This window comes from Pseudoalteromonas galatheae, from assembly GCF_005886105.2.
Taxonomy (GTDB): Bacteria; Pseudomonadota; Gammaproteobacteria; order Enterobacterales; family Alteromonadaceae; genus Pseudoalteromonas; species Pseudoalteromonas galatheae.
Window position 1 is genome coordinate 1,260,436 of the sequence record NZ_PNCO02000001.1, and the last position, 26,712, is coordinate 1,287,147.

Sequence of the window (26,712 nt, forward strand, 5' to 3'; positions counted from 1 at the left end):
GGAATATACTCGATGCAACTTAACAAAACTCTAAAAGCCTTAATGGTCGCGTTGCCAGTGATGACACTTGCAGCATGTAGCTCATCCTCAAGTGTTGATGAGGGCGCGGCGAGCGAAAGCAATCAAGCGGCAACCAATCAAGATAACAACACTGTTGACGTAAACACTATTTCTCGTGAGAAATCTGCAGAAGAAAAACTACGCGAGAAATATGAAGCACTTCGTCAAGAACAGATCGTTTACTTCGATTTTGATAAATCTACTATTCAAAGTAAATATGCTGAATTACTTCAAGCGCACGCTGATTTCCTAGTGAAAAATCCAAGTGTAAAAGTACTGGTAGAAGGTCACGCTGATGAGCGTGGTACGCCTGAGTACAACATTGCACTAGGTGAGAGCCGCGGTAAATCAGTAGCTAAATACCTTCAAAGCCTTGGTGTTTCTGACAGCCAGATCTCTGTAGTGAGCTATGGTGAAGAAAAGCCAATGATTAAGTCACGCACAGAAGAAGCGTTCGCTAAGAACCGTCGCGCGGTATTAGTGTACTAAGAAAGAGTTATTATGAAGCCGAATACTATTTTGGCAGCATTCTTACTCATGAGCGGGAGCGCCCAAGTTTGGGCTGCTCCCGCTCCTGTTTCAGAAGCTGCAAATTCAAGTCAAACACTAGAAGAACGTGTCTCTCAACTGGAGAGCATGATGAGAACCCGCAATTTACTGCAAGCCGAGCTTCAGCAACAGCTTAATCTTTTACAAGAAGAAGTAAGCCAAGTACGCGGTGTGACAGAAGAGCAGAGCTATAAGCTTGAAAAAGTGTTGCAACGCCAACGTGAGTTGTATCAAGAGATTGAAAATCGCGTTAGCCAAGCTTACGACCAGTCAAAGTCAACCGCTGCTGTAACGCCAGATGTTACACCTGAACAAGCGTTCAGCAGTAACCTGTCTGAGAATGAGGCGTACGACCGCACAGTAAACATGATAATGAAGGATAAGCGCTACGATGCAGCGATCCCTGAGTTTCAAAGTTTTTTACAGCAGTATCCAAACTCAGTATATGTACCAAACGCGCATTACTGGCTAGGTCAGCTATTCTTAATAAAATCTGACGATGGTAAAGCTAAGTCTCACTTCGCAACCGTTGTGGATAATTTCCCTGAATCGAATAAACGTCCAGAAGCAATGTTAAAGCTGGGTACTATTTTACATAAACAGGGACAAACAGCTGAAGCGAAGACACTCCTTAATAAACTGATTAAAGAGTATCCAAGTACGACTCCTGCAAAATTGGCAACAGAGCGTTTAGCGAAGATGTAATTATCACTTTTTGAGCTGAGTGCCTTAAAATTAGGCGCTTAGTCATAAAAAGTGAAAAAAACTAGCTATTTCAGTTGCACTCAAAATTTAAATAAGTATTATAAGCGCCCGCAGCAGGCGATTGGTAACAAAAAACTGCTGCGTTAAGTGGGTCATTAGCTCAGTTGGTAGAGCAGTGGACTTTTAATCCATTGGTCGATGGTTCGAGTCCATCATGACCCACCACTTTACAAGCTTTAGAATTCATATTTGAGCGGGTCATTAGCTCAGTTGGGTGAAAAAAGACCGAAGCAAGGCTTCGCAGCTTTTTGAACGCGAGTCAGGACGACGAGCCGGAACACCTCTTCAGGATGAATTAATGGCACTTTTAATACTTGAGCGGGTCATTAGCTCAGTTGGTAGAGCAGTGGACTTTTAATCCATTGGTCGATGGTTCGAGTCCATCATGACCCACCATCCTCTTATTCTTCATATATTATTCAAAATACTTTCTTAAACTCGCCATTTTGAGCTAAACATTCGCTAGGATTACCCCTGTATTTTTCGTATAATTCCACCTAATTATGCAATGTGGACTAGTGGTCGAGAAATGAGTCTAGCTGAACGTATTATGCCGGAAGATTATATCTTCCCTCCAAAACCTGCCCCTCTTACCGTTGAAGAAAAAGCAGAGTATAAAGCGCGTATCAAAGCGCTATTAGTTGAAAAGAATGCGGTACTGGTTGCCCACTATTATACTGATCCTGAGATCCAAGCACTTGCTGAAGAAACTGGCGGCTGTGTTGCTGATTCATTAGAAATGGCACGCTTTGGCGCTAAGCAAGAAGACAAAGACATGATCATCGTAGCCGGCGTGCGCTTTATGGGCGAAACGGCAAAAATATTGACACCGCACAAAACCGTTGTGATGCCAACACTCGAAGCAACTTGCTCGTTGGATGTAGGTTGCCCTATCGACGAGTTTTCTGCGTTTTGTGATCAATACCCAGACAGAAAAGTGGTGGTATACGCCAATACTTCAACTGCGGTAAAAGCAAGAGCGGATTGGATTGTCACCTCTTCTTGCGCGCTTGAGATTGTTGAGCACCTTGATGAGCAAGGCGAAAAAATCATTTGGGGTCCGGATAAGCACTTGGGTTCTTATATTCAAAAGAAAACGGGTGCAGATATGATCATGTGGAACGGTGCATGTATCGTTCATGATGAATTTAAAACCAAAGCCCTTAAAGACATGAAACAACTGCATCCTGACGCCGCAGTACTGGTTCACCCTGAGTCTCCTGCAGAAATCGTAGACTTAGCGGATGCAGTAGGCTCAACGAGTCAGTTAATTAAAGCTGCGCAAGAAATGGATAATCAGAAGTTTATCGTTGCTACCGATCGCGGTATCTTCTATAAAATGCAGCAACTTTGCCCTGAGAAAGAGTTCTTCGAAGCGCCTACCGCTGGTGAAGGCGCTACATGTCGTAGCTGTGCCCATTGCCCTTGGATGGCAATGAACGGCCTACAAGCAATTGAAGAAGCGCTTATCAGCCCACAAGGCAAAGAAGTCTTCGTTGATATGGAATTGCGTGAAGGCGCACTACGTTCGCTTAATCGCATGCTAGATTTTTCTGCATCCTTGCAAAAATAGTAGGATTAATAGACAAATAAATCCGAAAAGCAAAAAACTGCTTGATAAAGTGCGAGGCTTTTCATAGTATTAGCCCCGCAATTCAGTGCGGAGAGATGGCTGAGTGGCTTAAGGCGCACGACTGGAACTCGTGTATACGTTTATAGCGTATCGAGGGTTCGACTCCCTCTCTCTCCGCCATTCCTCTTTATTTAAATCAATCATCTACTAAAAGCTGCTCGTACTTTTGGGGACTATGATAACCCTAAACTTCGCTTTTATTTCCTAAATACAGCGCATCTTCAAAAGCCATACTGGTTTACGTCATTTCTGTTTAAAAATACCTTTGCTTGTGTAGTTTAGCCTTAGATTATCGGCTGGAGTCGCAAACGGCATAGTCGTACGAATTTGAGTTCAGTATCCGTGATCTAATACCAATTGAATTAATTCTCTAATCAATTTGAAGGGTGAAATAGCATATTAGCTTCGTTAAAAATTTCTCATTTAGAACAAATAAATAGCAAAATTTTTGCCTTGCCTATATGGATATAGGTACCTTAGCGGTAGCAGGACGCGAGAGCGGTGCTACTAAAGCTATTTCCCCGCTTCAAGATAGATCATTTACTTAATACAACTGGTATAACTCGACTTAAATGTCTCAGCGATATAAAGCTAAACGAACATGAGGTTGAGCGAGTTTCGCTATCTTATTTACAAAAAATACGAAACGCCCACTTTAAGTTTAAAAATTACTTTTCTAAAAGCCATTTGAACCAGACTGATTTCTTAGTATTGGGGTCGCTTTGTAGGTGGAGTAGGGTATCAAATTGAGCGGGCTTGAACTCAATAGGCGGTGCGAGCATTTGAGTATTTTGCGTTAAGGTTACGCCATTTTTCCGTCCTTTTTCGGTTACCTCACAGACCCCATTTTTGCATGTCACATCTGGTTCTGGAAGGGGCATACGTTCTTCGGATTGGGTAATGACATAGCGCTCGTTGATGCTACTTGCCTCGGTGAACGTTTTAAATTGCGTGGCTGAGTCACTGGTCGCAATACCGGCAGTTACCTCCGCTATATGTGCCAGAAACTGGTAGCTTCCTTGGTGAGAGAGTGCGCCAAGGCCAGGGTCTGTGATAAAAGATACAAAGCCCGCGTCCAGAGTGCTGGAAGATAGTGCACCATTATTCATCAGGCTATCTATAGAGGCTTGATCTCTTTGCGTAAATCCGACGGTAAGCTTTTGGCCTTCGGTATTAAAATGTCCCTCGTTGAAATTACTGAGTAATTTGCCATCACCATGTCGTCGGTAGTTTCCTATGTCATTAGCGAGCTTTTGAATATATTCGAAATCTATGTCATTTTGATCTGCATATTGATATAGATCAGCTAGCATAAATCGGTCTTTTTGAGTCAAAAAGTCATAGTTGCTGCGTTCTAAGTTGTGTGAAGACATCCCTTCAGCGCCATTGTGCACTTTTGGTTCATTGCCGGCAAACAGGTCTGTAACCATTAGCCTATAGTACTGCGTGGCTTGATTGTTCATAGTATGCGCTGATAAATTCACGCCTTGAAGCGCTGACTCAAAGTGTGACTGTGCTTGCGAAAGATAATCATCAGGGAGCATAGCTTTACCGAGTTCTGAGAATGTCTGGCTATGTGTGTATAGCGCAGCTTCAAATGATGTCATTGCATTATCATCATTGAGGGCGTTCCGCTTCAGCTCAGACAACGCTCGTTGATCAAGTGCATGCCACTTTTCGTAAGCAGCAGCCTTCTCTGCTTTTGAAAAGGTGTTACTGGGATCCATGGCGATAGTCTCCAGTTGAGGTTTGGACAGTTGCTCAAACTCCCACTTAGCCGAATTAATCTCTTCTTGATTGCTTTGCGCTTGCCACGTTAAAACGTTGTTATTCTGTGGAAATGATTGCTGATTTAAACGAGCTGCGTCAATCGCCTGTTGTGCTTCTTTTAGTTTCACTGCCAATGAAGAAACAGACACCTGTGTATTACGTGTATTGTTCTGGTTGGTGACCGTATTCGAACGATATGAGGTAGCAGGTGAAGCTTTGGTTTTAGTGCGCCATCGGGTATCTGATATATCCATATTGTCTGTCCCTGTGGTTTGTTAACCCTTTCTTATATAGGTGTTAAGTAAGAGTTTGTTGGTAAAATAGTAGAAATAAATACTGTTCTTCCTGTTTGCTTCTATAATAGTTGGGACTAACTGATATATTAGCGGTGCTAAAACATTCGCACTTAGGCATTAGACATAGCCAAATCCCTCGAAGCATTAGGAGAAGTTTCTGCATTTTTGTTAAGGTTTTACTATAAGCTCGATAGTAGCATAGTTCAGTTGCTCTGGAAGTTTATTCTGAAAAGCTCGCAGACGTGGCGATACCAAAGTAAGTCTGTCAGCTGAGCTGATGGAATATCAAACCCATCACTATTTCCAACTACGGGGGATAGCTTTATGATCATTGGCTTGGTTTGATGTCTTTACATGATACCGATACTCCCCAAAATGCCAATTGGCAATAATAGAATCCATTGCGGTAATTTAATGAACGTTTGTAACTTAAAAAAATACCAGCCAACTGATATAAAAACGATAAAAAATATAATGAAGCAAATCGAGATCCCGATGACTAAATGGTGAAATGAGTTTAAGTCGTACCAGCCAATAATAGTTAAGGAGACTCCGGAAAGGACCAAAATAGTTGATACTAGATGCCAGCAACTTAAGAGAGTAGCTTTACCTATATCAGGTAGGTCACTTTTAAGCAGTGGCCTAATAGGGTCTAGTTGACCTGCAAAGATATGTATAAGTGACGTCAATAGCGCGATGATACCTGCAAAAAATATCCAACTGTTCATCATGTTTTCCATGTAAATTTGATTAGATAGCAGCATAGAGTTGTCGCTTTAGTTTCTTTGCATCGGCTAATGCTGCTTTGTTCAAAATATTAGAAAAAATGTTACATTGGGCTCTATATGCAATTTGATAGTGATCAAATATTCAATTATTTACTAATTTTATAACCTAGTTCATGTCAAATATTAGCTTACATAACGAGCCACATTTTATAGTCTTATAAATTTTACTTAAAAAGTCGCTTAGTGTTCCTCAAACGATTTTTGGGGATAACTAAACTTCTATCTTGTTAAAATACTTAATATCAGGTGGTGCACTGAGAAATGAACTCAGTTTTTCCAATACACCGTTATTATTAATGAAATTCAAATATGCTAGATGACTTTCTACCGTTAGCCACTCCTCATCCAAAAGCATTTCATCATTTTCTTCGTCATATAAAACGCTAACCTGCAAATTTCCTTTAAAACCTCTAACGTTGGGCAAGTTGTGTTCTAAAAAGGGAAGTAGGGCTTGAAATTGCTCAGGTTTTACTTGGCAGTTTAGGGTAACTCTTACACTCATCTGTTTTACTCCTTATGGTTATCTTCACTCAGACTATCTAACCTGCCGAGCACCAACTACCCAAGGAATGTCAAAACTAACGATTTTCCGTCATTTACATCGTTTTATTTGTTTTGGAGTTATACCATACTGAAGCTTGAATGCTTTGATAAAGGCTGACACATTTTCATAGCCCATTGTCAAAGCAACTTGCGTCACAGACAGCTCTTTTTCTACTAACAATATTTTAGCCTGAGATAGTTTTTTTTCTCGCAACCATTTTTGTGGTGTAACTTTGTAAGTCGCTTTGAAATCACGATTAAAGCTAGAAAGACTTCTCCCTGATAAATGCGCTAAATCACCAACAGTGAGATGAAGTACATCAAGCGTTTCTAGTAGTCGAATAAGGTTTCGCCGAGGAGGGATGCACCTTTTTGAGGATAGTACGGAATGAAAAATGGCTTGGTTGTCTTTCCAAGAAATAAGGTGGAGTAGCTCTTGCAGCTTAATGTTTAAATAAGAAGGTGATTTTATATCACCTATAATTGAATCAAAAAAAGCACTGAAGTCATTACAACCTTCCAACAAGCAAAAGGTTGGCGCGCTATTGGGGCAATCTAAGGGCTTTTTAAATTTACTCAAATAATCCACAACAACACTGTCATCAAAAAATACCAAGTAAGCTTTTAAGGACTCCGTTTCTTTAACGAAATCAGATTGTAGTTTTAGCCCTTGAGGGAGAAATATTGCGCTTCCTGCCTTCAACTCAATCGTGTCGTTGTCACGGTTTGTAATGACCTCACGTCCGCTTTCAATATATATCAAACATGGTGTATTGATGTAAAACTCAACGTTTACCAAGTCCCGCTCAAGACTTTTATAAAAAATAACAGAGTTTTTATGATGACTAACAACAGCCACATCTTTGATCGCAAATAGAGCTTGAGGAAGCACTAAAACACTAGATTGAGTATGTTCAAAAATTGTTTTCATTTTTATAAAAGCCGCTAAGTTTTCAGGTAGGCTTAAAGTTTACGTCTGCATAATTGACAGATAAAAGTTAGCTAAAATTGTAGCGAAAAGTGTTAAAGGGTCGCTTTGATGCACTTTATTTAAGTGTCGCTTAGCTTTACTTTGCAAACACGGCATCAAAGCTTTCACCTGAATTTAATCTATCTATGCCTTCGTAGAGTTTTTTAGGATCAATTTTTTCAAATGCGACTCTTGATGCTTGATAAGCCCAAATTTCTCGAGGAGAAAAGTCTGATAATTCCATTACTTGATTTACTTTTGAACTATCAATATTTATGTTCTCTAGTAGTAGTGGATGCCTGTAGTCTACATAAGTACCCGAGCCTTCAAGTAGCCAAGGTTTCATTTTAAAATTTTTAGTAAAAAAGTTAGCTCTATGGAACACCTCTGCATGTGCTGTCTCGTGTGCAATCACATCAATATTAATGCCTTTGGGGCCAATAAACACACACTCCCTAAATAATGAACTTCGCGCCATCCCTGTTGGGTTGAAACCAAATTTCCAGTATGTTGAGTTTTTGGACACAATATACCTTGGATTGGAGCTCATTTTACCAAAAGCTTCATCAACTCTTTTTTTTGCTTTTTGCACCAATTCAATAAAATTTCCTTGCTCTGTTTTTTTCATGGAGTCATCAGCATAAATTTCTGGGTAAGTTTCTTTAAATCCCATAAACGGTGTAATTTCACATGCAAGTGCCTCCTTGTTAAAAATGAAAATAGATAAAAAAGTGGTAATGCACAAAAGGATCAAAATAAATTTAAGTATTTTCACCTAGTCTCCTTGTAAAACTAACGCGTATTAATTTTTTCTGTATAAAAAGTAGGTCGGTGCTAACATTTTCACCAAAAGCGAAATAACATTCCTCGTATGTTGCGACTAATGCTAACAAATGAAAGGTGGTCATTACTATCAAGAATTATGAGCGACTTTAGTTGACCATTTATATAGCTTGATGTGTGATAGAGCAAATGACAACTGGTTTTGGCAAAGGGAGTACCACGTGTTTGGCAGCTAAGCCTTAAAGGAGCAGTAATACCAGAGCATAGCGTAATACAGGCTATTTTAATTAGTGCAGACAAATACAACTCTGGGCTATGGATGGTTGTAACTAATTGTTTTTAATTTAATTTTAGTAGAGCCTATGCGACACTCGGTATTTTTTGAAAAAATTCAGGAAAAGTTGAGTTATGAAATCTCGAAACTACAATGAAGCGCTCAATAACTTACCTCCAACATAGAGAAAAAAGATGGAACTCAACAAAATATCAAATGAGGAATTAAAGTTGGCCCTTAAGGCCAGCGCGGCATTAGATATTGAAATCTCAGATGATGAGTATTTGCGCTGTTTTACTTATACCGAAAATTGGGTTTTTGGTATTGATATCGCGACTTACGAAAATGGGGGCGGCGACAATATTGTTGTCGTGATCAAAGACGAGTCGATCCTTATCAAGGGGTTCGATCATGGATCGGAAGTTAGCCCTCATGCTCAAGAAGAGTACGGTGTATGGCCGGGTATGTACGAGGGAGCGCCAACAGAGCTGTTGGAAGTACTGAATGACGAGGCTTTCGAAATAGAAGAGGTCACATTTTGTATGTGGCGACTTGATAATGAAGCGACTTGGTCTCAAGGAGCAGTAGAGTTTAATAATGATGAAGATGACGGTTCGAGCTGGCTTCTGTCAGCTATTACTACCACTCCAAGCGCCTTTATTGAATATGTCGAAAACTATCATGACGGTGATTTCAACCAGCTAACGCAAGAGAAAATACATGACGTATTTGCGGCGCAAATGTAGAGTATGTCAACTAAGCTGCTAAAGGTTTTTCTACGCCAGCAAATTCTCAAAAAATGTGATGTGAGTGGATAAGGAAAGTTTAATGAGACGAGTTAAAGTCTATTACCAACATCGTGACGGTGGCACAGAGCTCATCAATTATGAAAAAGAACTACGTTCTTATCGTGAAGCTTGCGATGTTATTGATCATTACCCTTGGGACAAAGAATTGGAATTGTTTGAGGCACTTGGGGAAGGTGGTGGGTTCTTTTTTATACTTGGAAATGAAGGCGGTAAGTACGCGTCTTACCAATTGACACCAATAGAAAATAATCGCGGATTACTAACTTTGGATGTTGTGTCTAAGCCAGCTGCTTTTGGACTATTTGGTGGTAAATCAGCTTCCCTCGATTTTGAGCTTGTCTCGATTCCAGAGGCTAAAAATCACATAAAAGCGCTGTTTGAATACTCAATTGACTCCTTGTACGAAAAGTATCGATGAAAATACACGCTATGCTGATGAATAAATATTTAAATTGAGACTTCCAATAACCTATCCGCCAGCGCATTTAGGTGTGAGCTGTCGCACTGAGTCGCTGCATAAGTTCGAATACCATATACAGACATAATAAAAAAACGGGCTCTATTTGTGGCTTCCTCTTCACTAAACGCTTCACTATCGGGCCATGCAATCAAAAACTGTTGCCTGATAAGTGATTCAAACTGGCTTAAGTTAGTACTCAGTGCTGTTTGAATGTCAGCATCTTGCTCGCCGATTTCGTTAAGCGTTTTGGTGAGCAAGCACACTTTTTTTGACTCGTTGCCTAAACACTCTGCGACAAGATCTTGTAAGAATCGCTCAAGTGCACAGCGAAGGCTGGTGCTATTTGCAAACAATTGTTGATAGTGGACTCGTCGGTCTGCTTGATATTGATCTATGGCAGCTAATAGCAAACCTTTTTTATTTTTGAACGCACAGTAGATAGAACCCGGATGGAGTCCGGTTACTTCGGTCAGTTTGGGCATACTGGTTTTGTTGTAGCCATAAGTCATAAATGCTTGCATGGCATTTCTCAGTACGGTTTCTCTATCAAACTCAGCTGTTCTCATTGATTTCCTAAGTGCACAAAATGTGTTTAAACATCACCATTATACCAAGACTTCAGCCCATTTTTGATAACAATGAAAAAAATGTAAAGGTTTAACTTGAATAATAATTCAAGAATCCCTATCTTGAATGTATATTCAAATATATGGAGAGTCATAAATGCCACAGGTACTTTTTGAAAATGTTAAACTAAATAACACCATATCACTCAATAATCGCATCCTAATGGCGCCACTGACGCGCTGTATGGCAGGCGACGATTTAGTACCTACCGATGACATGGTGAAGTACTACGCTAAGCGAGCCAAAGCTGGATTAATCATCAGTGAAGCAACGATTATTCGCCCTGATGGGCAAGGCTACCCGAATACCCCAGGTTTGTTTACACAGGCACAAATTACAGGGTGGAAAAAAGTAACAGATGCTGTACACGCTGAAGGTGGCAAAATGTTTGCGCAGTTGTGGCATGTTGGACGTGTAGCTCATCCATACTTTTTTGATGGGGAGGTCTTAGCACCGTCGGCTATTGGAATTGAGGGGACGGTTCCAAGAATGCGTGAACTCACCTATCAAACTCCTAAAGCGGTAACTCAGGAAGAAATCGCACAACTTGTTGCCGATTATGCCCAAGCGGCAGCAAACGCGATTGAGGCAGGCTTTGATGGAGTTGAAATTCACGGTGCCAATGGTTATTTAATTGACCAGTTTTTACATCATGCCGCAAACCAGCGTATCGATGAGTATGGTCAAACACCAGAAAATATGAGCCGTTTCGCTTTGGAAGTGACAGATGCTGTTGCTGAGCGAATCGGTGCCGATAGGGTGGGGCTGAGAGTATCTCCAGGGGCTTACTTCAATATGGATGGTGACCAAAGAGACAGAGCGGTATTTGATTACCTAATTAAAGCGTTAAACAGTCGTAACTTGGCATATTTACACGTAGGTATTTTCGACGACGCGATGGAATTTGACTATTTGGGCGGTAGTGTCTCAGCTTATTTGCGTAGTATTTATAAAGGAACGTTGGTAGGTGTGGGGAGTTATACAGCTGAATCAGGTGCTGAGGCTATCCAAAACCAAAAATTTGACTTATTGGCGATTGGTAGGCCGTTTATTGCTAATCCTGATTATGTGGAGAAGGTGCAAGCAGGCCAAGCCGTGAAAGAGTATGATGAGTCTATGCTCGCGACATTAGACTAAAACCAATCCATAAGTATGAATTTAGAGGGATGCCAGACACTTAAGTTTGGCATTTTTTTGTATATTGCATAAGCTTATAGCTAGCGTCAGAGGGAAAGCGGCAACTTTTTTGGTATAAAAAGTTGCCATCTTTATCCATTTAGCTTGAATGTGTTTTAAGTATTTTACTGTCAGGCATTTGCTAATTAATAGTCAACTGGATTTTAGCTTATTTTTTAACATTGATAGGAATAAAGGAGTACTTTGGAGTTTATTTGTTCGCTAAGTGTGTAATAATATGCCAGCAATGCAGTTGTGAGTGCGTCGAACATGCAAGAAGATTTACTAAATTCCGTTATCAGAATAACAAAAACGAGAGACGTCGATTCTCTTGAATACAGCTTAGTGTCAACTATTCAAGAGTTTATAGGCTGTAAAGAAGTTGCTGTTTATAAAGATCTGCTCGTGCCAGGAGAGCTGGCGATAGAGAGAAGCTTATTACTGAGAAAGCTATCTGAAAAGGAGTTTGATTGGGAGGAAAGAAGCCTGATCAAAGAACCTGATAAGGAATTAATTTCTTGCTTGCAATCAGCCTGTATTATTACAGTACAAGCTAAAGATGGCACCGAGCATCGTTGGGTACCAATCAGCCTTCTAGACAGACCTGTCGGTGCGATAGCGGTCATAAGTACAGGGTTGTCAAGCGCAGATCAAGTGCTGCTTAATGCTTTTTGCCGTATTTTTGAAAACTACCTCACCATTCTTCACGAAAATGAGCGTGATAAGCTCACCGGGTTACTCAATCGTCAAACCTTTGAAAAGCGCCTAAAACAATTGATCGAAAAGCAAGTGATCAAACAACACAAAACGGTGTGGCATGGCGATGTGCGTTCGGTGCATAAGGGCGCGACCTCGTGGCTAGCAATAATGGATATTGATCACTTCAAGAAAGTAAACGATAACTATGGACATGTGTGTGGTGATGAAGTCTTGTTATTATTAGCTCAACGTATGCGTCAGTTTTTTCGCTCCACAGACTTATTGTTTCGCTTCGGTGGTGAAGAGTTTGTACTGGTCTTTGAGCCAACCGATTACGATTCGATAAAGGCTAAGATGGACGAGTTTATGGAGCTGGTACGAAATACCCACTTTCCATTCGTAAAAAAACTCACCGTCAGTGTCGGAATGTCTCGGATCAGTCCATATGATTTCCCCATCACTGTGCTTGAAAATGCCGACAAGGCGCTCTATTACGCAAAAGATAACGGTCGCGATATGCTTTGTTTTTATGAAGAGTTGCTGTCTGAGCATAAAATTGAAGCGCCGGAAGAGAGCTCTGATATAGATTTGTTTTAATAGCTTATCTGAGAAGCGGCGATTGTCGCTTTTCTACTCAAGCACACTCGCAATAACCTCAATAACTACCGCTTGCAAGGAGATTCAGATACACTTAACACAGCGTTAAACTGCATGGCAGACAACATGTTACACATCATCCAATCGAATCGAATGGAAATCTTGCAGGCGCAACTCTGCACACTAATAAAATCAGCACCGCTCGCTAGCCCGTTTGCAAAAGAAGTGGTGTTAGTACAGTCTCCTGGTATGTCTGAATGGCTTAAACTAGGCATGAGTCAACACTTAGGGATCAGTGCACAGATCGATTTTCCATTACCATCTAGCTTCATTTGGAAGCTATACCAAAATTTTATTGATGATGTACCCAAGGAATCCGCTTTTAATAAAGGCAATATGGCTTGGAAACTATTTACGCTATTGCCTGACTGCATTGATAAGCCTCAATATATTGCGCTAAAGCACTATTTAGGTGACGACCCATCAGGAATTAAACTTTTTGCGTTGTGTGAAAAAATTGCCGACGTTTTTGACCAATATTTGATGTACCGGCCCCAGTGGATTGAAGTTTGGGAGCAGGGTCAAGATACGCTGAACGATGTGGATGTTGAAGCCATTGCCCCTTGGCAGCCTGATCTCTGGCGTCGTTTAGTCCGTCATGTTGAAGCGCTTGAACAAAGTCCATATCACCGCGCAAACATGCACAACAAGTTACTGCAAGGGCTGGCTAATGCACCAGAAGGCAAGCTTCCCGAGCGGATCTGTATATTTGGACTGTCAGCCATATCGACCAGTCAGCTTGATATTTTTCAAGCGCTTGGCGAAAAAACAAGTGTATTTTTATTCTTTTTTAACCCCAGTGAACACTACTGGGGAGATTTAGTCGATGAGAAGACTCAAGCTAAAGTAGCTGCAAAATATGCCAAGATGCCAGAGCTTGAAGCGAAAGACGGCGAGTATTATTACATTGGCAACCCACTCCTTTCTTCGTGGGGAAAGCTCGGGCGTGACTATTTTGAACAATTATTGCAGCTTGATGCCAGTTGGATTGATGGATTTGATGACGCGTTTGATGACAGCTTGCTTGGCCAAGTACAGCAAGAGATCTACCAGTTGGCATTTAAAGGTGAGTCGTTAACTGCGGATCCAAATTGGTTTGTATCTGAATTGGGTAAGTTACCCATTATGGCTGATGATACCAGTATCATTTTTCAGGATTGCCACACGCCACTGCGTGAGGTCGAGCGGCTTCATGATTATTTACTCAATCTGTTTGAACAAAATCCAAGCCTGACGCCTAAAGACATTATTGTCATGATGCCTGATGTGGGCACCTATTCGCCATTTATTAAAGCGGTGTTTGACAGCAGTGAAGACAACCTGCGGATCCCCTATGCGATTTCCGATCTTGCAATTGAGCAAGAGCGGCCTATTTTAACGTCTTTTGTGACGTTAACAGACTTACCCAATAACCGTTTTTGTGTGTCAGATATTCTCGACTTGTTGGGCGTTGCACCGATCGCCGAACAGTTTAATCTTGAAAGCCATGAGTTTGACTTAATTCGCTATTGGCTCGATCAGGTCAGTGTTAAATGGGGCTTAAATGATAGCCATAAGAGCGAATATGGCTTGCCAAAAATACCATTAAATACGTGGCAGCATGGACTCAACCGTTTGCTCTTAGGAGTAGCAACGAACGACGAACAGACGCCGTTTGCATCCATTTATCCAGCTGATGAAGTTGAAGGTATGTCGGTGGCAGTACTTAACAAGCTTATCGGCTTTGTCGATGCGCTGATTTGGTTAAAGCGGCAACTCAGTAGTGAAAAGACCTTAACGACCTTTGCAGCAATTCTACGTGAAGCCATGGCGCTATTTTACTCGTCAGAGTCTGAACAGAGTTGGGATTTACTTAAGCTTGAGCAAATTATAGAGAACATCGAAAAACACCATCAAAATGGCGATATTCAAGCGCCAGTCTCAGCAAAAATCTTAGCGTATTTGGTCAAGCAAGGCGTTAGAGAAAAAGGGGTTGGGCAGCGCTTTTTAGCCGGATCGGTAAACTTTTGTACGCTGATGCCGATGCGTGCTATTCCATTTAAAGTGGTGTGTATGCTAGGCCTAAATGATGCGGACTATCCTCGTACCGTGCAACCTATCGGTTTTGATTTAGTCGCCCACTCCACTAGACGTAAAGGCGATCGCTCACGAAAACTAGATGACAGATACTTGTTCTTAGAAGCGTTACTCAGTGCTCGAGAAAACTTGTATATCAGTTATATTGGCCGCTCTTGCTTTAACAACGAAGCCCAAGTGCCATCTGTTCTAGTCAGCGAATTGACTGAATATCTAGATCGCAGCTTTTATTTTGAAGATATGCCAAAGCAGTCGCTTGTTACTCGATTAACTTCACAACTGCCATTACAACCTTTTAATCCCGAACATTTTAAAGCGGGCTCACTACAGAGCTACAATCGTACTTGGCTTTGGCAGCATAGAGCGGCGCAAGTTGATGAGATAAAACCGTTAGCACCAGTTTTAGACGCAGAAATTGAGTTTAGCGATTTGCTGCGCGGCGTTTGTGAGCCGCAAAAGTTATTTTATCAGCAAGCACTCGGCATTAAACTCAAACCAATAGAAGCGTTAACACTTGATGAAGAACCTTTCGCATTAGATGCATTGGAACGCTACCAATATTTAGATGAAGTGCTTGATGCTCAGCTACAACAACAACCCTTAAATCTTGAACAAATATTACAACGAGGCTCGCTGCCACAAGCAAACATTGGCAAACTACAGCTAGAGGGACTGCTCACCCGCGTTGAACCTATGGTTAACGTATTGACCCCGTTGCTTAGCGAACCAAAGGAGCCTCTAGAGCTAAAACTTGGTGTTGCAGAGCATATACTGGTCGGCTGGCTTGATTGTGTGTATGAAAACAGGCAAGTGTATTATCGTAGCGCCAGTATTAAAGCCAAAGATTTGATTAAAGGGTTTTTACATCACTGTGCAGCCTGTGTAATGGGGCATGAAGTCACTACTTATATTGTCGGGTTAGATCAAAGTGTGCACTTTGCTGCTATTTCGCAGCCACAAGCTCAGCAATATTTGGAGCAGTGGCTGGCTTTTTATAAGCAAGCGCTGAGCGAACCTGTGGCATTTTTCCCAAGTTCTAGCATGGAATACGCCAAGACACAGGATATTAAAAAGGCCGTAAATAAATTTAAGCCGCAATATGTTGGTCGAGGAGAAGGGGAAGACCCCTATGTTCAACTATGCTTTAGCGATTTGTTAGCTCATGAAGCGCATTTTTGTGCACTTAGCCTTACTTTGTTAACACCTATTCTTGATGCCGCTGAGGAGGTACGCCATGGAGATGCTTAATCCCATTACTATGCCTCTAAGTGGCCAAAACCTAATTGAAGCCAGTGCAGGTACGGGGAAAACCTACACCATCACCGGTTTATATCTGCGCTATTTACTTGGTTTGCGCACTTCTGATCAGCAACATGAGCCGTTAAGCGTTGAACAAATCTTAGTGGTAACCTTCACAGAAGCGGCAACACAAGAGATCAAAGACCGAGTGAGAAAACGCATTATTCAAGCTCGAGACGTGTTACTAGGCGAAGTCTGTAAAGATGAACTGATCAATGCCATTTTGGCGCAAGTTGAAGATAAAAAGCGCGCCTTTGATCTCCTTGATGCAGCTGCTAAGTCAATGGATGAGGCCGCGATATTCACCATTCATGGCTTTTGCCAAAGAATGCTGAAGCAGCACGCTTTTGAGTCTAAGGTAGCATTTAACCTCGAGTTTATTCTCGACGAGAGCGAGTTGATTGACGCCGCGATGGCAGATCATTGGCGATGTTTTGTCTATCCGCTAGATACAGAAAAAACACAGGCTGTGATAGAGCAATTTGCGACGCCTTATGCACTGGCGAAGCAAGTTAGGCCCTTATTAGCAAGAGAAAATGCCGAAATTAAACCTTCTGTTTCCTTAGATGCGGTATTTGCAGCTCGCGAAAAATACCAAACATTAGCACTGTGGCTAAAGGCCGAAATCGTCAAAGCTGACTACATCAATGTGTTGAAAAACGCGGGGCTGGCAGGCAATCGGGCACCTGGGCGAAAAGCTAATCTTCAAGCTCTGGAGGATTATGTCAACAGTGAGCAGTGGTGGTTTGAGTTTGGTAGCAGTAATCACTCCTTTGGACTTTGGGGCAGTGAAAGCCTTGCCGATGTTGCTCACTATAAAAAGAATACTACGCCGCTGGAGCATGAGCTCATTCGTCATTTTGATACCCTAGCTGAGCTTCACCAATTAGTCGGGAGTGGGCTTAAAATCGCGCTGGTGCAACAAGCGGTGAACGAGGTAAGAGCTTTGCTTCACGCCCATAAAGAAGAATATGGCTTGATCTCTCCCGATGATTTACTTAAGCAGCTGCATCAAGCGCTGATGGGCGATAGTGGTGAGCGCTTAGCCGAAAAAATTGCACAGCAATATCCGGTTGCCATGATAGATGAGTTCCAGGATACCGATCCCATTCAATATGGGATCTTCAGCCGAGTTTACGTAAAGGAAAATACCGCATTAACTTTGATAGGCGACCCAAAACAAGCCATTTACGGCTTTCGTGGAGCGGATATTTTTACTTATATCGGTGCAAAGCAAGGAGTTGCGCAAGACAGGCGGTATACGCTTGCAACCAATTATCGCTCCGATAGTGACGTGGTTGCCGCAGTGAATACGATATTTACTCGCCATCCCAATAGTTTTATCTACAACAAAGATATCCCTTTCATTGAGGTGAGCGCGCAAGGTAAAGCCGAGGATGCGCAATTTACTATTGCGTCTAAAAAGTCGTCAGCTCTGCGCTTCAGTGTATTACCAAATGAGGATGAGGCGTTTAACAAAAGCGCCGCGCAAGCGCGGCTAAGTCAGGTGTTCGCCGGTCGAATTGCAGCGCTTATCGAGCAAGGACAGTCGGGGATTGCGAAGATTGGCGAAAACCCAGTTGTGCCAGCGGATATCTGTGTGTTAGTTCGCGACCGCATAGAAGCGAGCTTGATCAAACGAGCCTTAAATCAACTCGATATTGCCAGTGTGTACCTTGCCAGAGATAGTGTATTTAGGCAGCCGCTCGCAATTGCCTTGTATCAACTGCTTGATGTACTGCACGGGAGTTACGACGAAGCTGCGCTCAGAGGCGTGCTTGCGGGACCATTATTTTATTTAAACAACCAAGCGCTGTATGACTTACAGTTTAATGAGCAGCAGTGGCAAGGTTATTTACAGTTATTTAGTGAGTTAACACAGCTTTGGTATCGCTCTGGTGCGATGGCGATGCTGGAACACTTATTGATAACTTGTGAGCTGCCAGTGATTTGGCAGCAGCAGGGAATGGAAGTGGAGCGTTGGCTTACTGATTTTCGTCATTTGGCTGAGCTTTTACAGCATAAGCAATTAGAGCTTGATGGCACGGGTCGTGTGTTACGTTGGTTTTTATCGCAGCTAAATAACGCCCAGAGTGACAGCAGCCAAATTCGCTTAGAGAGTGATGCCAATCTGGTGAAAATTGTGACCATGCACGCATCAAAAGGTTTGGAGTATCCGATTGTCTTTATGCCATTTGCGCTTGGGTTTCGTGAACCTGATACGTTAGTTTATCACCAAGGGGATAAGCTAGTTGTCGATCTTGAAGCCAGTGACGACGCCAAAGAAAAAGCAGAGCAAGAACGACTGGCTGAGGATATTCGCTTACTTTACGTTGCGCTGACGCGTGCGGTGCATTATTGTGAGCTTGGGCTTTACGACATTCAACAAGGGCGCAGTAAAAAGTCTGCGCTGCACAAAACGGCTTTAGGGTTTGCCTTGTTTGGCATGGAAACCTTCGACAGTGCTGAGGCTTGGCAAGGTGCCCTAAGCGAGTTATGTAAAGCACATGCGGCAATGGAGTGCGTAAGAGTAGATGAAATTACCGCGCCACAGCAAGCGATAAACATATCGCTTGAAGACAAGCCTCTAGCTTTGTCAGCGAAAACCTTCAGCGGTCAGATTGAACGCCATTGGCGTACCACAAGCTTCAGCCAGCTAAGCTATCACACGCATCATGGTGATAAACCAGCTGGGGCCGTGGACGAAAACCATTTATTGGACTTACCTGAGCAGCGTCAAGAGCGGGAAAAAACCTCATATACATTTCCTAAGGGCGCCAAGCCAGGTAGCTGTTTGCACGAAATCTTTGAGCTTATAGATTTTACCGCACCGAATTCCCCCAAAAACGAAGATAAGTATACGCTGACCGAAGCGGTCACGAAATCTTTGGATAAGTTTGGTATTGCGACTGAATGGCAAGAGACCGCTGAGCGCTGGATAACAAGCTGTTTGGCAGCACCTCTTGCGCCACATCCTCATTTACAACTTGGTGTCTTGCCACCAGACGACTGCATTGTTGAAATGGAATTTTATTTGCCACTAAAACCACTCAGTGCGGTTAAGCTGAACAAGATCCTCAGTGATATCACTGGGCAAAAGTCATTTTTAAACTTTGATGATGTGAAAGGCATGCTGAAGGGGTTTATCGATTTAATCTTCAAGTGGCAAGGACAGTTTTTTGTTCTCGATTACAAGTCCAACTACCTTGGCGATAGCCCAGAAGATTATCACTATGATAACCTCAATGCCGCGATGTCGTCTCATCAGTATCATTTACAGTATATGATCTATACCGTGGCACTTCACCGCTTGTTAAAGCAGCGCCTTGCGGACTATAACCCTGAACAGCATTTAGGTGGGAACTATTACTTGTTCTTACGTGCATTACCGGACAATCAGGGAATTTTCTTCAATCAGTTAAGTGTAGAGCAAGTGTTGGCGCTGGATGCATTATTTGAGGAGTCTGTATGAGCCAGCTAAGCATGGACTTTGAGGCATTCGATCATCATAGCTTTATAGCGTTATTGCTTGAACACAAACGAGTCGGAAAAGCCGATATCGCGTTAGCCAAGTTGCTGAATCAGCAAGGCTATGACGATCACTTCTATGTATTTTTACTATTATTAATCGCTCATGGACGTCAGCATAGTTGTTTAGAGCTAGATGGTATTAATTATCAGGATCCATTTGAGCTCAGCTACGCGGTTGCGGATGAATCTATAGAGTTGTCGCCATTTTCAAGCTCGGGTATAGCCGTTGCTGCGCTCGCACAGCATCCTGCAATCGGTGAAGATAAACCGCTTCGGCTATACGATAATAAGCTCTACTTGGCGAGATTAGCAAATTATGAAGCAAGGCTTGCGGGACACTTTGAAATGTTGGCAAAAGCCGATGTTACGCTGGATGAAGCAAAACTGAGTGCACTGTTGGCGTCGTTTTTTCCAGCCAGTGAAGAAGACATTGATTGGCAAAAAGTGGCTTGTACGCTTGCAATCATTAAGCGATTTTGTGTCATCACGGGTGGTCCCGGTACGGGGAAAACCACGACGGTCACAAAACTGCTTGCGATTTTACAATCGCTTTATAACAGTGCGCCGTTGACCATCAAGCTAGTTGCGCCAACTGGCAAAGCGGCTGCGAGGCTCAGTGAGTCAATTATCGGTGCGAAAGCGAAGTTAAATCTGTCGCCAGCGCTTGCTGATTTACTGCCAGAGCAGGCGCAAACTATTCATCGCTTGCTAGGCGTTATTCCTAATAGCGTGCACTATCATCACAATCAAGATAACCCGCTGCATGTTGATGTACTGATTGTTGACGAAGCATCCATGGTGGACTTATCGCTTATGGCGAAGCTGGTGGATGCACTACCAAAACATGCACGGCTTATTTTGCTCGGCGATAAAGATCAGCTCGCATCGGTAGATACCGGTAACGTACTTAGCGATCTATGTGAAAACTTAATGCTTGGGCAAGCACCACATTACAGTCAGGCACTGAAAGCAAAGCTAGCTGAGTTGAGTAAACAAAACCTGCCTGAGTCTGGTGATACTAGCGCTGACTTTATGTTGGAAGATAATCTGGCGTTTTTACAAAAAAGTCACCGTTTTGACAGTCGAAGTGGGATTGGTCAGTTAGCATTTGCCGTAAATAGTAACAATAAGCGGCAATTAGACAGCGTGCTGGGGCAAGGTTATAGCGATATACAGCATCATGAATTAAATAGTGAAACTTACAATACCTTAATTGCCAGAGCGGCGGAGCAATACCAGCGATACCTGCTTGCCATTCATCATGGTGAGAGTGAGGCCATAATTCATAGCGAGTTTGCCAGCTATCAATTGCTAGCGGCCGTGAGAGAAGGCCCTTACGGTGTGAACGAGTTAAATCGTAGAATAGAGCTCAAGCTCAGCCAAATGGGATTGGTACAACCAACAGGGCGCTTTTACGTTGGTATGCCCATTATGATCACCCAAAACGATTACCAGTTGAAACTGTTTAATGGCGATATCGGGATCATTTTACGCGATGAACAGGGTGAACTACAGGCATCATTTATTGATGAACAGGGCAGCGTTAGGCGCTTTTATCCTGCCAGATTGCCGAGCTTTGATAGAGTGTACGTGATGACTATACACAAATCACAAGGCTCGGAGTTTGCTTACACGGCAATGATACTACCACCAATTCAACGTGCGCAGCAGGGGATAAACCGCCAGCTCATTTATACAGGGATCACCCGAGCTAAACGGCAGTTTGAATTGGTGGCGCAATATAAAGTACTGGTGCAGGGTATGAATCGAAGTGTGAGCCGCAGTAGTGGTTTACGAAGTCGGTTATCAAAGTGATGAATTTTTTGTTAAAAACTTGTTTTATTTTGTGGTTTGACTAAGGTTAAAGTGAGCTTGAAAGCTAGCTCGCCCAGTGAGTAGACTTGCCGTCAGTTAACGTGTTAACTGACGGCGTTTTTTTATTTCGTTGGTATTAGAACTTCAGTTTATCAATAAGTGTGTTTGGGTCGATTTCAAGTTCATCCATTAATGACCAGCGAGTTTGCTTTTGTACACTACCTTTTCCTAAGATCCAGTAATCATAAGTTTTTTCAATACGGCCATTGGTATGCTGGATAGTCAGCCAAGCATTTACATAACTCAGTAAATCTTGATTACGCTTGGCGACGGCAAATCCAACGGGGTATTTCAGACTTGCCCCCTCCGGCACTACAACACCAAATTCAGGGTAGAACATGCTCCATGCAAAGCCCGCCTCTGCGCTGATCACTAAGGCGTCATATTTTTCTGGGTGCTTAAAATAGCTTTGCAAATTGTTAATACCGGATACTTTTACCTTAGGGTTTTGCTGGGCCAATTGTTTGAGTAACGGAGCATACTCAACGTGAGCTAAATTCAGCTTATCAAGCGTAAGTAGGGCTGACTTGTCAGCAAACTTCTTCAAATCATGATCTTTGGCCAAGAGCGCCAGTTGCAGCTCCAATACCTTGTCACTAAAGCGCACGCTTTGTAAGTCGGCAATATTAATTTCAAGGCCGGACATTGCAATGTCGAAATATCCCTTGTTGAGATACTCTGCCAGTTGTGGCTTTTTAAATGGAATAAACTCGATTTTAACCCCAAGGTCGGATGCGAGCCTATGTGCGAGGCTGACATCAAAACCCACTAACTGGTCTTTTTGATTAAAGTAACTAAACGGCACATTATCGATAAGATATCCAACACGCAGCAGGTTACGTTTTTTAATCACATCGATATTCGTCAAAGACAACTCACCACTTTGGTATGCTTTAGGGACATAGCTAAGTACATGAGCAGGGACGGTATCCGAGATCACCATATTAGCGATGGCCTCGTCGGCCGATTTAGTTTGCTTACCGAGATAATTATTCGCTGTAAAACTCAACAACATAAATGCTGGGAGTAGTGCAGATAGTAGCGTTAAATAATAAACTGATCGCACGCGTTTTAGGTGTAATTGTCTGCGGTTGATGAAAATACATAAAAATACAAATGCGAAGATATATACCACAGTGGTCGGTGAAACTACTTTTGCGGTGAGTACTGACATTGATAAATATAACTGATAAGTGTCAGCCGGGACACGCAAGGTATCGAGTAAATAGGGAATAGCGATATGTACATTAGCAAAGTAACTTAACATCGCCGACAAAGACACATTAGGAATTTGTTCGATGCTGATTTGGTTGCCGGTAAGCCATGCTGCAAAAGAGACGAAAATAAGGGTAGTAAGTTTTCCTAAACTTGGGAAGGTATAAGCGATAGGCACTAACACCTCCGCGATGTGATCAGAGTTTTCGTCACTTTGCTTAATTTTGCGTAAATGATCTTTGATCCCCTCGGTGATCACAGGCAATACAATAAAAACGTTGCCGGTACTAAATGCGGTGATCCATGCATTGCGCATAACCATGATAAGGTCGCGGTACTTAACTGGGGTAAGTGCGGCAACAAGCATAGGGAGCAACACTAACATCAAATACACGCCGACACATAAAACGACAACCCAGTACACTTGCAATTCAGACAATTCTTCTGCACTCATGGTGCCTGCGGTACTTGCTGTCATCGCAAAAATGCCGATAGGGAAGATGGCAATGATCTTCTTGGAAATAACCGACAGACCTTGACCTACGACTTCTAACACATCGAGTAAACGGTTTTTCTTTTGATTGGAAATAAGCGCCATACCTAGCGCAATACAAAATATGACTAAGGCAGGTACATTACCCTCTGCCATAGAAGCAAAAGGGTTAGCGGGAATATAATGTTTAACGAAGTCTACTTCGGGCGCTGCGGCGACCAGTGCTGGGGAAAAAAAGGTCCCGGCATCATGCGCAGGTAATGTCATAATAAAGCACCAGATCACAGCAAGACCTACCACCCAAATGGAGATCATGACTAGCGCCGCTTTTGCAAGAATGCTTTTAACTTGTTCGGGATTAAATTTCCCTAAACCCACGATAAGGCTGACGACAATATAAGGGAGAATGGTGATTTGCATCAGGTTTACAAAACCTGTACCGATAGGTTTTAAAAATGATAACCGTTCACCGAAAACTAAACCAGCAAAAATGCCAAGTATGAGCGCCCAAAGCATCCAGTTAACGTTTTTTAGAAAATTAAGCAATTTAGTCATGTGCTCAGTCGAAAAAAGAGCGGTATTTTAATTAGCTTAGCTTAAAACTTACTGAATGTTTGAGCGATTTGATTACAAATTATCGAGTGTTTACTCAAAGTTCATAATCATCCCCATTTTTGGCACGGTAACAGGCTTTTCCTGCCGGATGTTGCACGCCGTGATAAAAGCTCATCCACAGTTTTTGTAGCTGGGTTTTAGTCTTTTTACCAACCACAGACGCCAGTGGTGTTTCTACGATAATATCTTCGATATGGGCGCTATCAAATTGACCGAGCATTCCGGTTCGATTGAAGGTAATTTCAATATGTAAACCATCGTCCTGTTTTAATAAAATAGCCTCTGGCGTTTCACGGTGACCGCATAGTGCGACGAATTGGCTACAATTTTTCAAACCACAATGGGTGCCGTTGGCAAAAAATGCAAGCAGGTGATTGTAGTAAACCACATAGTCTGTCACCTCCATGTGTGAGCCAAATTCTAAAGGACATTGTTCATCAAGATACTGTTTTGCCAGCATTGACTGTTGCGCTTTCGTATCATCAATTGATTGCTCTGTATGCGGTTGTAATTGCGCTGCCATGATCCACCTCACTTGTTCATGTTGTCATAAATTGGGAAATATATTCTGGTTGTTTCGTGTACATTTTGAGTGTAAGTTAAATATTCAAATAATTTCACAAAAAGAATTTCACAGTGTGAATTTCACAAAAACGGGGTGTGAAATCATGGCAAAAGTTGCAAGCTTAATTAGAAAGTCCCACTTTCTGGGTACTAAAATAAGAAATCTAAGAAAGCGTAACCATCTGACTTTAGAAGACTTATCGGCTCGATGCGTTAAGCAAGATCCCGCCAGTGCGCCTTCCGTTTCCTACTTGTCAATGATTGAAAGAGGCCAGCGTACGCCAAGCGAAGCGATGCTCGAAAACTTCTCCACTGTATTTCAAAAGCCGATTGAGTGGTTTTTAGATAGTCAACCAGAAGCACCGGAGATAGCGCCAGATAAAGGCAATTTCGGTGGGATAGTGGGGATGGCTTTAGAGCCCAACTTTCTATTTGCCAAAGAGATATTGCAAATTGCGATCCCAGAAATGCTGTCCCAAGCGGGGATCAGCGGTAGGCAGTTTGCGCACCTTTTGATCCGTGCCCACCAAGAACACCATCAAAACCACTTTCCTGATTTAGAGCGAGCAGCCGATGAAGTGGGGGGTAAAAATCTCTATCTCAGCTGTGATGACCTCATGGCAATTTTGCTAGCAAAAGGTCGAAAAGTGGAGTGGTTTGAGCAATCCTCTCCTGACGGAGAGGGAATGATCACTTCTTATTTCAAAGAGCCAAACTTGGTGTTTATAAATCGCGCATTGCACGCACATCCCGCGAGAATGAAATACGATTTAGCCGTTCATATTGGCCATGCAGTGCTTCACAATAGTGAGGGTTTAGAATGTGTACTCACTACTGGAGAAAGCCGGAAGAGTAGTGATAACCCAGATCACGATACTCCAAATGCCCAGGATATTTTGAGCGCGTGGCAGGATTTTGAATCGAGTTTCTTCGCAGGGGCTTTATTGTGCCCCCGTACACCATTTCGGCAGTTACTCGAAAGCCGAGGTTACGATGTGCGCGTCCATGAGCAACTTGGTATTTCGGCTTCCGTCGCAATGCGCAGAATGACATCGGTTTCACCTTATCCACATTGGCACTATTTTGATGCTTATCAAGCAGGTAAACTCAAGGCGGTGTATCGGGGCAATGGCATTCCTTTACCTTGGGGCAATATGCGTAGCGTTGCCGATCCGTGTCAGCACTGGGCCGTATTTCGTAAATTTCATGATGATAGTCATAGTGCCAGTGCTCAGCTTTCGATCTTGAACGTCAATGGTAAACCACGTCTGTATTGCTGTGAGTCAGTAAAAATCGTTGATGTGGCGAATCGTCCAAGGGTGTTGTGCGCGGGTCTGGATCTCAATCCTGCTATTAATGCACAAGGAATTGATGCTGACGCCTTGATTGGAGAATTGCAACAAGCTTGTATTAGCCATGGTGGCGCGAGTGTGGTGCCCTATCATATGAAAACCCAATTACTCCGTGTCGCCAAGATTTTAAATATCCAGTGGATTGAACGAGGGCTTGAGGGCTCTGTTCGGGTGATCTGTACTCGAGGAAAAAGCTGCCCAAGAAAGCCGAGCTGTTATGTTGAGAGTCCGTAATTGACGTCATTCGATGATTGTTTTGTTGAGTTTTTGATAATAAAAGTTGAAAAGGTCGGCGTTGCATGCCATATTTTTTAAGCGGGTTGTTTACATCTGCTTAATACTCATTCTTTTAACTATCACCTAGGAGACGTAAATGTTCATCTACAACAAACAACGACCTAGTGATCTGCATGAATGTTCCGTTAATTACCACTTGAGTGAGTGGTTCGACGAATAGCCACACCTGAATTTCAATTCTATTCCCATCGACAATTTGTTGGGTGGGTTTTATCACGTTCCGTATCAATGCGAATGTAAACGCTAACGCTAATTGCGTTTAGGTTTTTCAAAAAACCAAATTAATAATACCAGTTGTATTAAGTAAATGATCTATCTTGAAGCGGGGAAATAGCTTTTGTAGCACCGCTCTCGCGTCCTGCTACCGCTAAGGTACCTATATCCATATAGGCAAGGCAAAAATTTTGCTATTTAGTTGTTCTAAATGAGAAATTTTTAACGAAGCTAATATGCTATTTCACCCTTCAAATTGATTAGAGAATTAATTCAATTGGTATAAGGCTCATTTCTGCACTTTTGGTCATCGTCACCTGTGA

18 protein-coding genes and 3 tRNA genes are annotated in these 26,712 nt (G+C 42.5%); 14 read left to right on the forward strand and 7 right to left on the reverse strand.

Annotated features, from left to right (window positions below):
* The first annotated feature begins 12 nt into the window (after nt 1-12).
* From pal to CWC29_RS05565, 6 genes are all read left to right on the forward strand, one after another.
* A complete protein-coding gene (gene pal, locus CWC29_RS05540) occupies nt 13-549 on the forward strand; it encodes a peptidoglycan-associated lipoprotein Pal (protein WP_128727755.1) in 537 nt (178 codons plus the stop codon).
* Nucleotides 550-561: 12 nt separating this feature from the next.
* Nucleotides 562-1,314: a tol-pal system protein YbgF gene (gene ybgF, locus CWC29_RS05545; RefSeq protein WP_128727754.1), complete on the forward strand. Its 753-nt coding sequence runs from the start codon at nt 562-564 to the stop codon at nt 1,312-1,314.
* A gap of 149 nt (nt 1,315-1,463) precedes the next feature.
* Nucleotides 1,464-1,539, forward strand: a tRNA-Lys gene (locus tag CWC29_RS05550).
* A 155-nt stretch (nt 1,540-1,694) separates the two neighbouring features.
* Nucleotides 1,695-1,770: transfer RNA gene (locus tag CWC29_RS05555), tRNA-Lys, on the forward strand.
* Nucleotides 1,771-1,903: 133 nt separating this feature from the next.
* Nucleotides 1,904-2,947, forward strand: coding sequence for a quinolinate synthase NadA (gene nadA, locus CWC29_RS05560; protein WP_010605119.1), 1,044 nt, complete (start codon nt 1,904-1,906; stop codon nt 2,945-2,947).
* A gap of 89 nt (nt 2,948-3,036) precedes the next feature.
* Nucleotides 3,037-3,127, forward strand: a tRNA-Ser gene (locus CWC29_RS05565).
* 548 nt (nt 3,128-3,675) lie between these two features.
* Here CWC29_RS05565 and CWC29_RS05570 read toward each other — a convergent pair.
* The 4 genes from CWC29_RS05570 to CWC29_RS05585 all read right to left on the reverse strand — a co-directional run bounded on the left by CWC29_RS05570 (nt 3,676) and on the right by CWC29_RS05585 (nt 8,149).
* Nucleotides 3,676-5,031 carry a hypothetical protein gene (locus tag CWC29_RS05570; RefSeq protein WP_138524826.1) on the reverse strand — a complete coding sequence of 452 codons (1,356 nt, stop codon included), beginning with the start codon at nt 5,029-5,031 and terminating at the stop codon, nt 3,676-3,678.
* Between the two features lie 1,041 nt (nt 5,032-6,072).
* Nucleotides 6,073-6,363, reverse strand: a complete 291-nt coding sequence (locus CWC29_RS05575) for a putative quinol monooxygenase (RefSeq protein ID WP_128728396.1) — start codon at nt 6,361-6,363, stop codon at nt 6,073-6,075.
* 90 nt (nt 6,364-6,453) lie between these two features.
* Nucleotides 6,454-7,335: an AraC family transcriptional regulator gene (locus CWC29_RS05580; RefSeq protein WP_128728395.1), complete on the reverse strand. Its 882-nt coding sequence runs from the start codon at nt 7,333-7,335 to the stop codon at nt 6,454-6,456.
* 136 nt (nt 7,336-7,471) lie between these two features.
* Nucleotides 7,472-8,149: a hypothetical protein gene (locus tag CWC29_RS05585; RefSeq protein WP_128728394.1), complete on the reverse strand. Its 678-nt coding sequence runs from the start codon at nt 8,147-8,149 to the stop codon at nt 7,472-7,474.
* A 476-nt stretch (nt 8,150-8,625) separates the two neighbouring features.
* Between CWC29_RS05585 and CWC29_RS05590 the strand changes: the two genes are divergently transcribed.
* Together CWC29_RS05590 and CWC29_RS05595 are read left to right on the forward strand one after the other, a co-directional pair.
* Nucleotides 8,626-9,177 (forward strand): hypothetical protein, encoded by a 552-nt coding sequence (locus CWC29_RS05590; protein ID WP_138524824.1) that lies wholly within the window; start codon nt 8,626-8,628, stop codon nt 9,175-9,177.
* A gap of 82 nt (nt 9,178-9,259) precedes the next feature.
* Nucleotides 9,260-9,658 (forward strand): hypothetical protein, encoded by a 399-nt coding sequence (locus CWC29_RS05595; protein WP_138524822.1) that lies wholly within the window; start codon nt 9,260-9,262, stop codon nt 9,656-9,658.
* A gap of 29 nt (nt 9,659-9,687) precedes the next feature.
* On the opposite strand, the gene CWC29_RS05600 is transcribed toward CWC29_RS05595, so the two are convergent.
* A complete protein-coding gene (locus CWC29_RS05600; protein WP_128728391.1) occupies nt 9,688-10,266 on the reverse strand; it encodes a TetR/AcrR family transcriptional regulator in 579 nt (192 codons plus the stop codon).
* 157 nt (nt 10,267-10,423) lie between these two features.
* Here CWC29_RS05600 and CWC29_RS05605 point away from each other — a divergent pair, with 157 nt between their 5' ends.
* The 5 genes from CWC29_RS05605 (at nt 10,424) to recD (ending at nt 21,580) form a co-directional block, all read left to right on the forward strand.
* Nucleotides 10,424-11,464 (forward strand): alkene reductase, encoded by a 1,041-nt coding sequence (locus CWC29_RS05605; protein ID WP_128728390.1) that lies wholly within the window; start codon nt 10,424-10,426, stop codon nt 11,462-11,464.
* Nucleotides 11,465-11,773: 309 nt separating this feature from the next.
* Entirely contained in the window at nt 11,774-12,799 is a 1,026-nt protein-coding gene (locus CWC29_RS05610; protein WP_128728389.1) for a GGDEF domain-containing protein, read from the forward strand.
* A gap of 126 nt (nt 12,800-12,925) precedes the next feature.
* The gene (gene recC, locus CWC29_RS05615; protein ID WP_235956531.1) at nt 12,926-16,183 is read left to right on the forward strand and encodes an exodeoxyribonuclease V subunit gamma; all 3,258 of its coding nucleotides are present in this window, start codon (nt 12,926-12,928) and stop codon (nt 16,181-16,183) included.
* Nucleotides 16,170-19,706 carry an exodeoxyribonuclease V subunit beta gene (gene recB, locus CWC29_RS05620; protein WP_138524818.1) on the forward strand — a complete coding sequence of 1,179 codons (3,537 nt, stop codon included), beginning with the start codon at nt 16,170-16,172 and terminating at the stop codon, nt 19,704-19,706. The genes recC and recB overlap by 14 nt, the downstream gene beginning before the upstream one ends.
* Nucleotides 19,703-21,580, forward strand: a complete 1,878-nt coding sequence (recD, locus tag CWC29_RS05625) for an exodeoxyribonuclease V subunit alpha (protein ID WP_138524816.1) — start codon at nt 19,703-19,705, stop codon at nt 21,578-21,580. Before recB ends, recD begins: the two co-directional genes overlap by 4 nt.
* A gap of 136 nt (nt 21,581-21,716) precedes the next feature.
* Here the strand turns inward: recD and CWC29_RS05630 are convergent, their stop codons facing one another.
* Nucleotides 21,717-23,903, reverse strand: a complete 2,187-nt coding sequence (locus CWC29_RS05630; protein ID WP_138524814.1) for a cation:dicarboxylate symporter family transporter — start codon at nt 23,901-23,903, stop codon at nt 21,717-21,719.
* A gap of 94 nt (nt 23,904-23,997) precedes the next feature.
* The gene (locus tag CWC29_RS05635) at nt 23,998-24,486 is read right to left on the reverse strand and encodes an aldolase/citrate lyase/malate synthase family protein (RefSeq protein ID WP_138524812.1); all 489 of its coding nucleotides are present in this window, start codon (nt 24,484-24,486) and stop codon (nt 23,998-24,000) included.
* A gap of 145 nt (nt 24,487-24,631) precedes the next feature.
* Here CWC29_RS05635 and CWC29_RS05640 point away from each other — a divergent pair, with 145 nt between their 5' ends.
* Nucleotides 24,632-26,113, forward strand: a complete 1,482-nt coding sequence (locus tag CWC29_RS05640; RefSeq protein ID WP_128728383.1) for a DUF3612 domain-containing protein — start codon at nt 24,632-24,634, stop codon at nt 26,111-26,113.
* Nucleotides 26,114-26,712: the final 599 nt, after the last annotated feature.

Excerpts from the sequence above, each read along its gene's own strand:
- CWC29_RS05640 (WP_128728383.1), top strand. The coding sequence starts at position 24,632 with ATGGCAAAAGTTGCAAGCTTAATTAGAAAGTCCCACTTTCTGGGTACT.
- CWC29_RS05580 (WP_128728395.1), bottom strand. The coding sequence starts at position 7,335 with ATGAAAACAATTTTTGAACATACTCAATCTAGTGTTTTAGTGCTTCCT.
- CWC29_RS05635 (WP_138524812.1), bottom strand. The coding sequence starts at position 24,486 with ATGGCAGCGCAATTACAACCGCATACAGAGCAATCAATTGATGATACG.
- CWC29_RS05600 (WP_128728391.1), bottom strand. The coding sequence starts at position 10,266 with ATGAGAACAGCTGAGTTTGATAGAGAAACCGTACTGAGAAATGCCATG.
- CWC29_RS05590 (WP_138524824.1), top strand. The coding sequence starts at position 8,626 with ATGGAACTCAACAAAATATCAAATGAGGAATTAAAGTTGGCCCTTAAG.
- CWC29_RS05575 (WP_128728396.1), bottom strand. The coding sequence starts at position 6,363 with ATGAGTGTAAGAGTTACCCTAAACTGCCAAGTAAAACCTGAGCAATTT.
- CWC29_RS05595 (WP_138524822.1), top strand. The coding sequence starts at position 9,260 with ATGAGACGAGTTAAAGTCTATTACCAACATCGTGACGGTGGCACAGAG.
- CWC29_RS05570 (WP_138524826.1), bottom strand. The coding sequence starts at position 5,031 with ATGGATATATCAGATACCCGATGGCGCACTAAAACCAAAGCTTCACCT.
- CWC29_RS05630 (WP_138524814.1), bottom strand. The coding sequence starts at position 23,903 with ATGACTAAATTGCTTAATTTTCTAAAAAACGTTAACTGGATGCTTTGG.
- recB (WP_138524818.1), top strand. The coding sequence starts at position 16,170 with ATGGAGATGCTTAATCCCATTACTATGCCTCTAAGTGGCCAAAACCTA.
- CWC29_RS05605 (WP_128728390.1), top strand. The coding sequence starts at position 10,424 with ATGCCACAGGTACTTTTTGAAAATGTTAAACTAAATAACACCATATCA.
- pal (WP_128727755.1), top strand. The coding sequence starts at position 13 with ATGCAACTTAACAAAACTCTAAAAGCCTTAATGGTCGCGTTGCCAGTG.
- CWC29_RS05610 (WP_128728389.1), top strand. The coding sequence starts at position 11,774 with ATGCAAGAAGATTTACTAAATTCCGTTATCAGAATAACAAAAACGAGA.
- recD (WP_138524816.1), top strand. The coding sequence starts at position 19,703 with ATGAGCCAGCTAAGCATGGACTTTGAGGCATTCGATCATCATAGCTTT.
- nadA (WP_010605119.1), top strand. The coding sequence starts at position 1,904 with ATGAGTCTAGCTGAACGTATTATGCCGGAAGATTATATCTTCCCTCCA.
- ybgF (WP_128727754.1), top strand. The coding sequence starts at position 562 with ATGAAGCCGAATACTATTTTGGCAGCATTCTTACTCATGAGCGGGAGC.
- recC (WP_235956531.1), top strand. The coding sequence starts at position 12,926 with ATGTTACACATCATCCAATCGAATCGAATGGAAATCTTGCAGGCGCAA.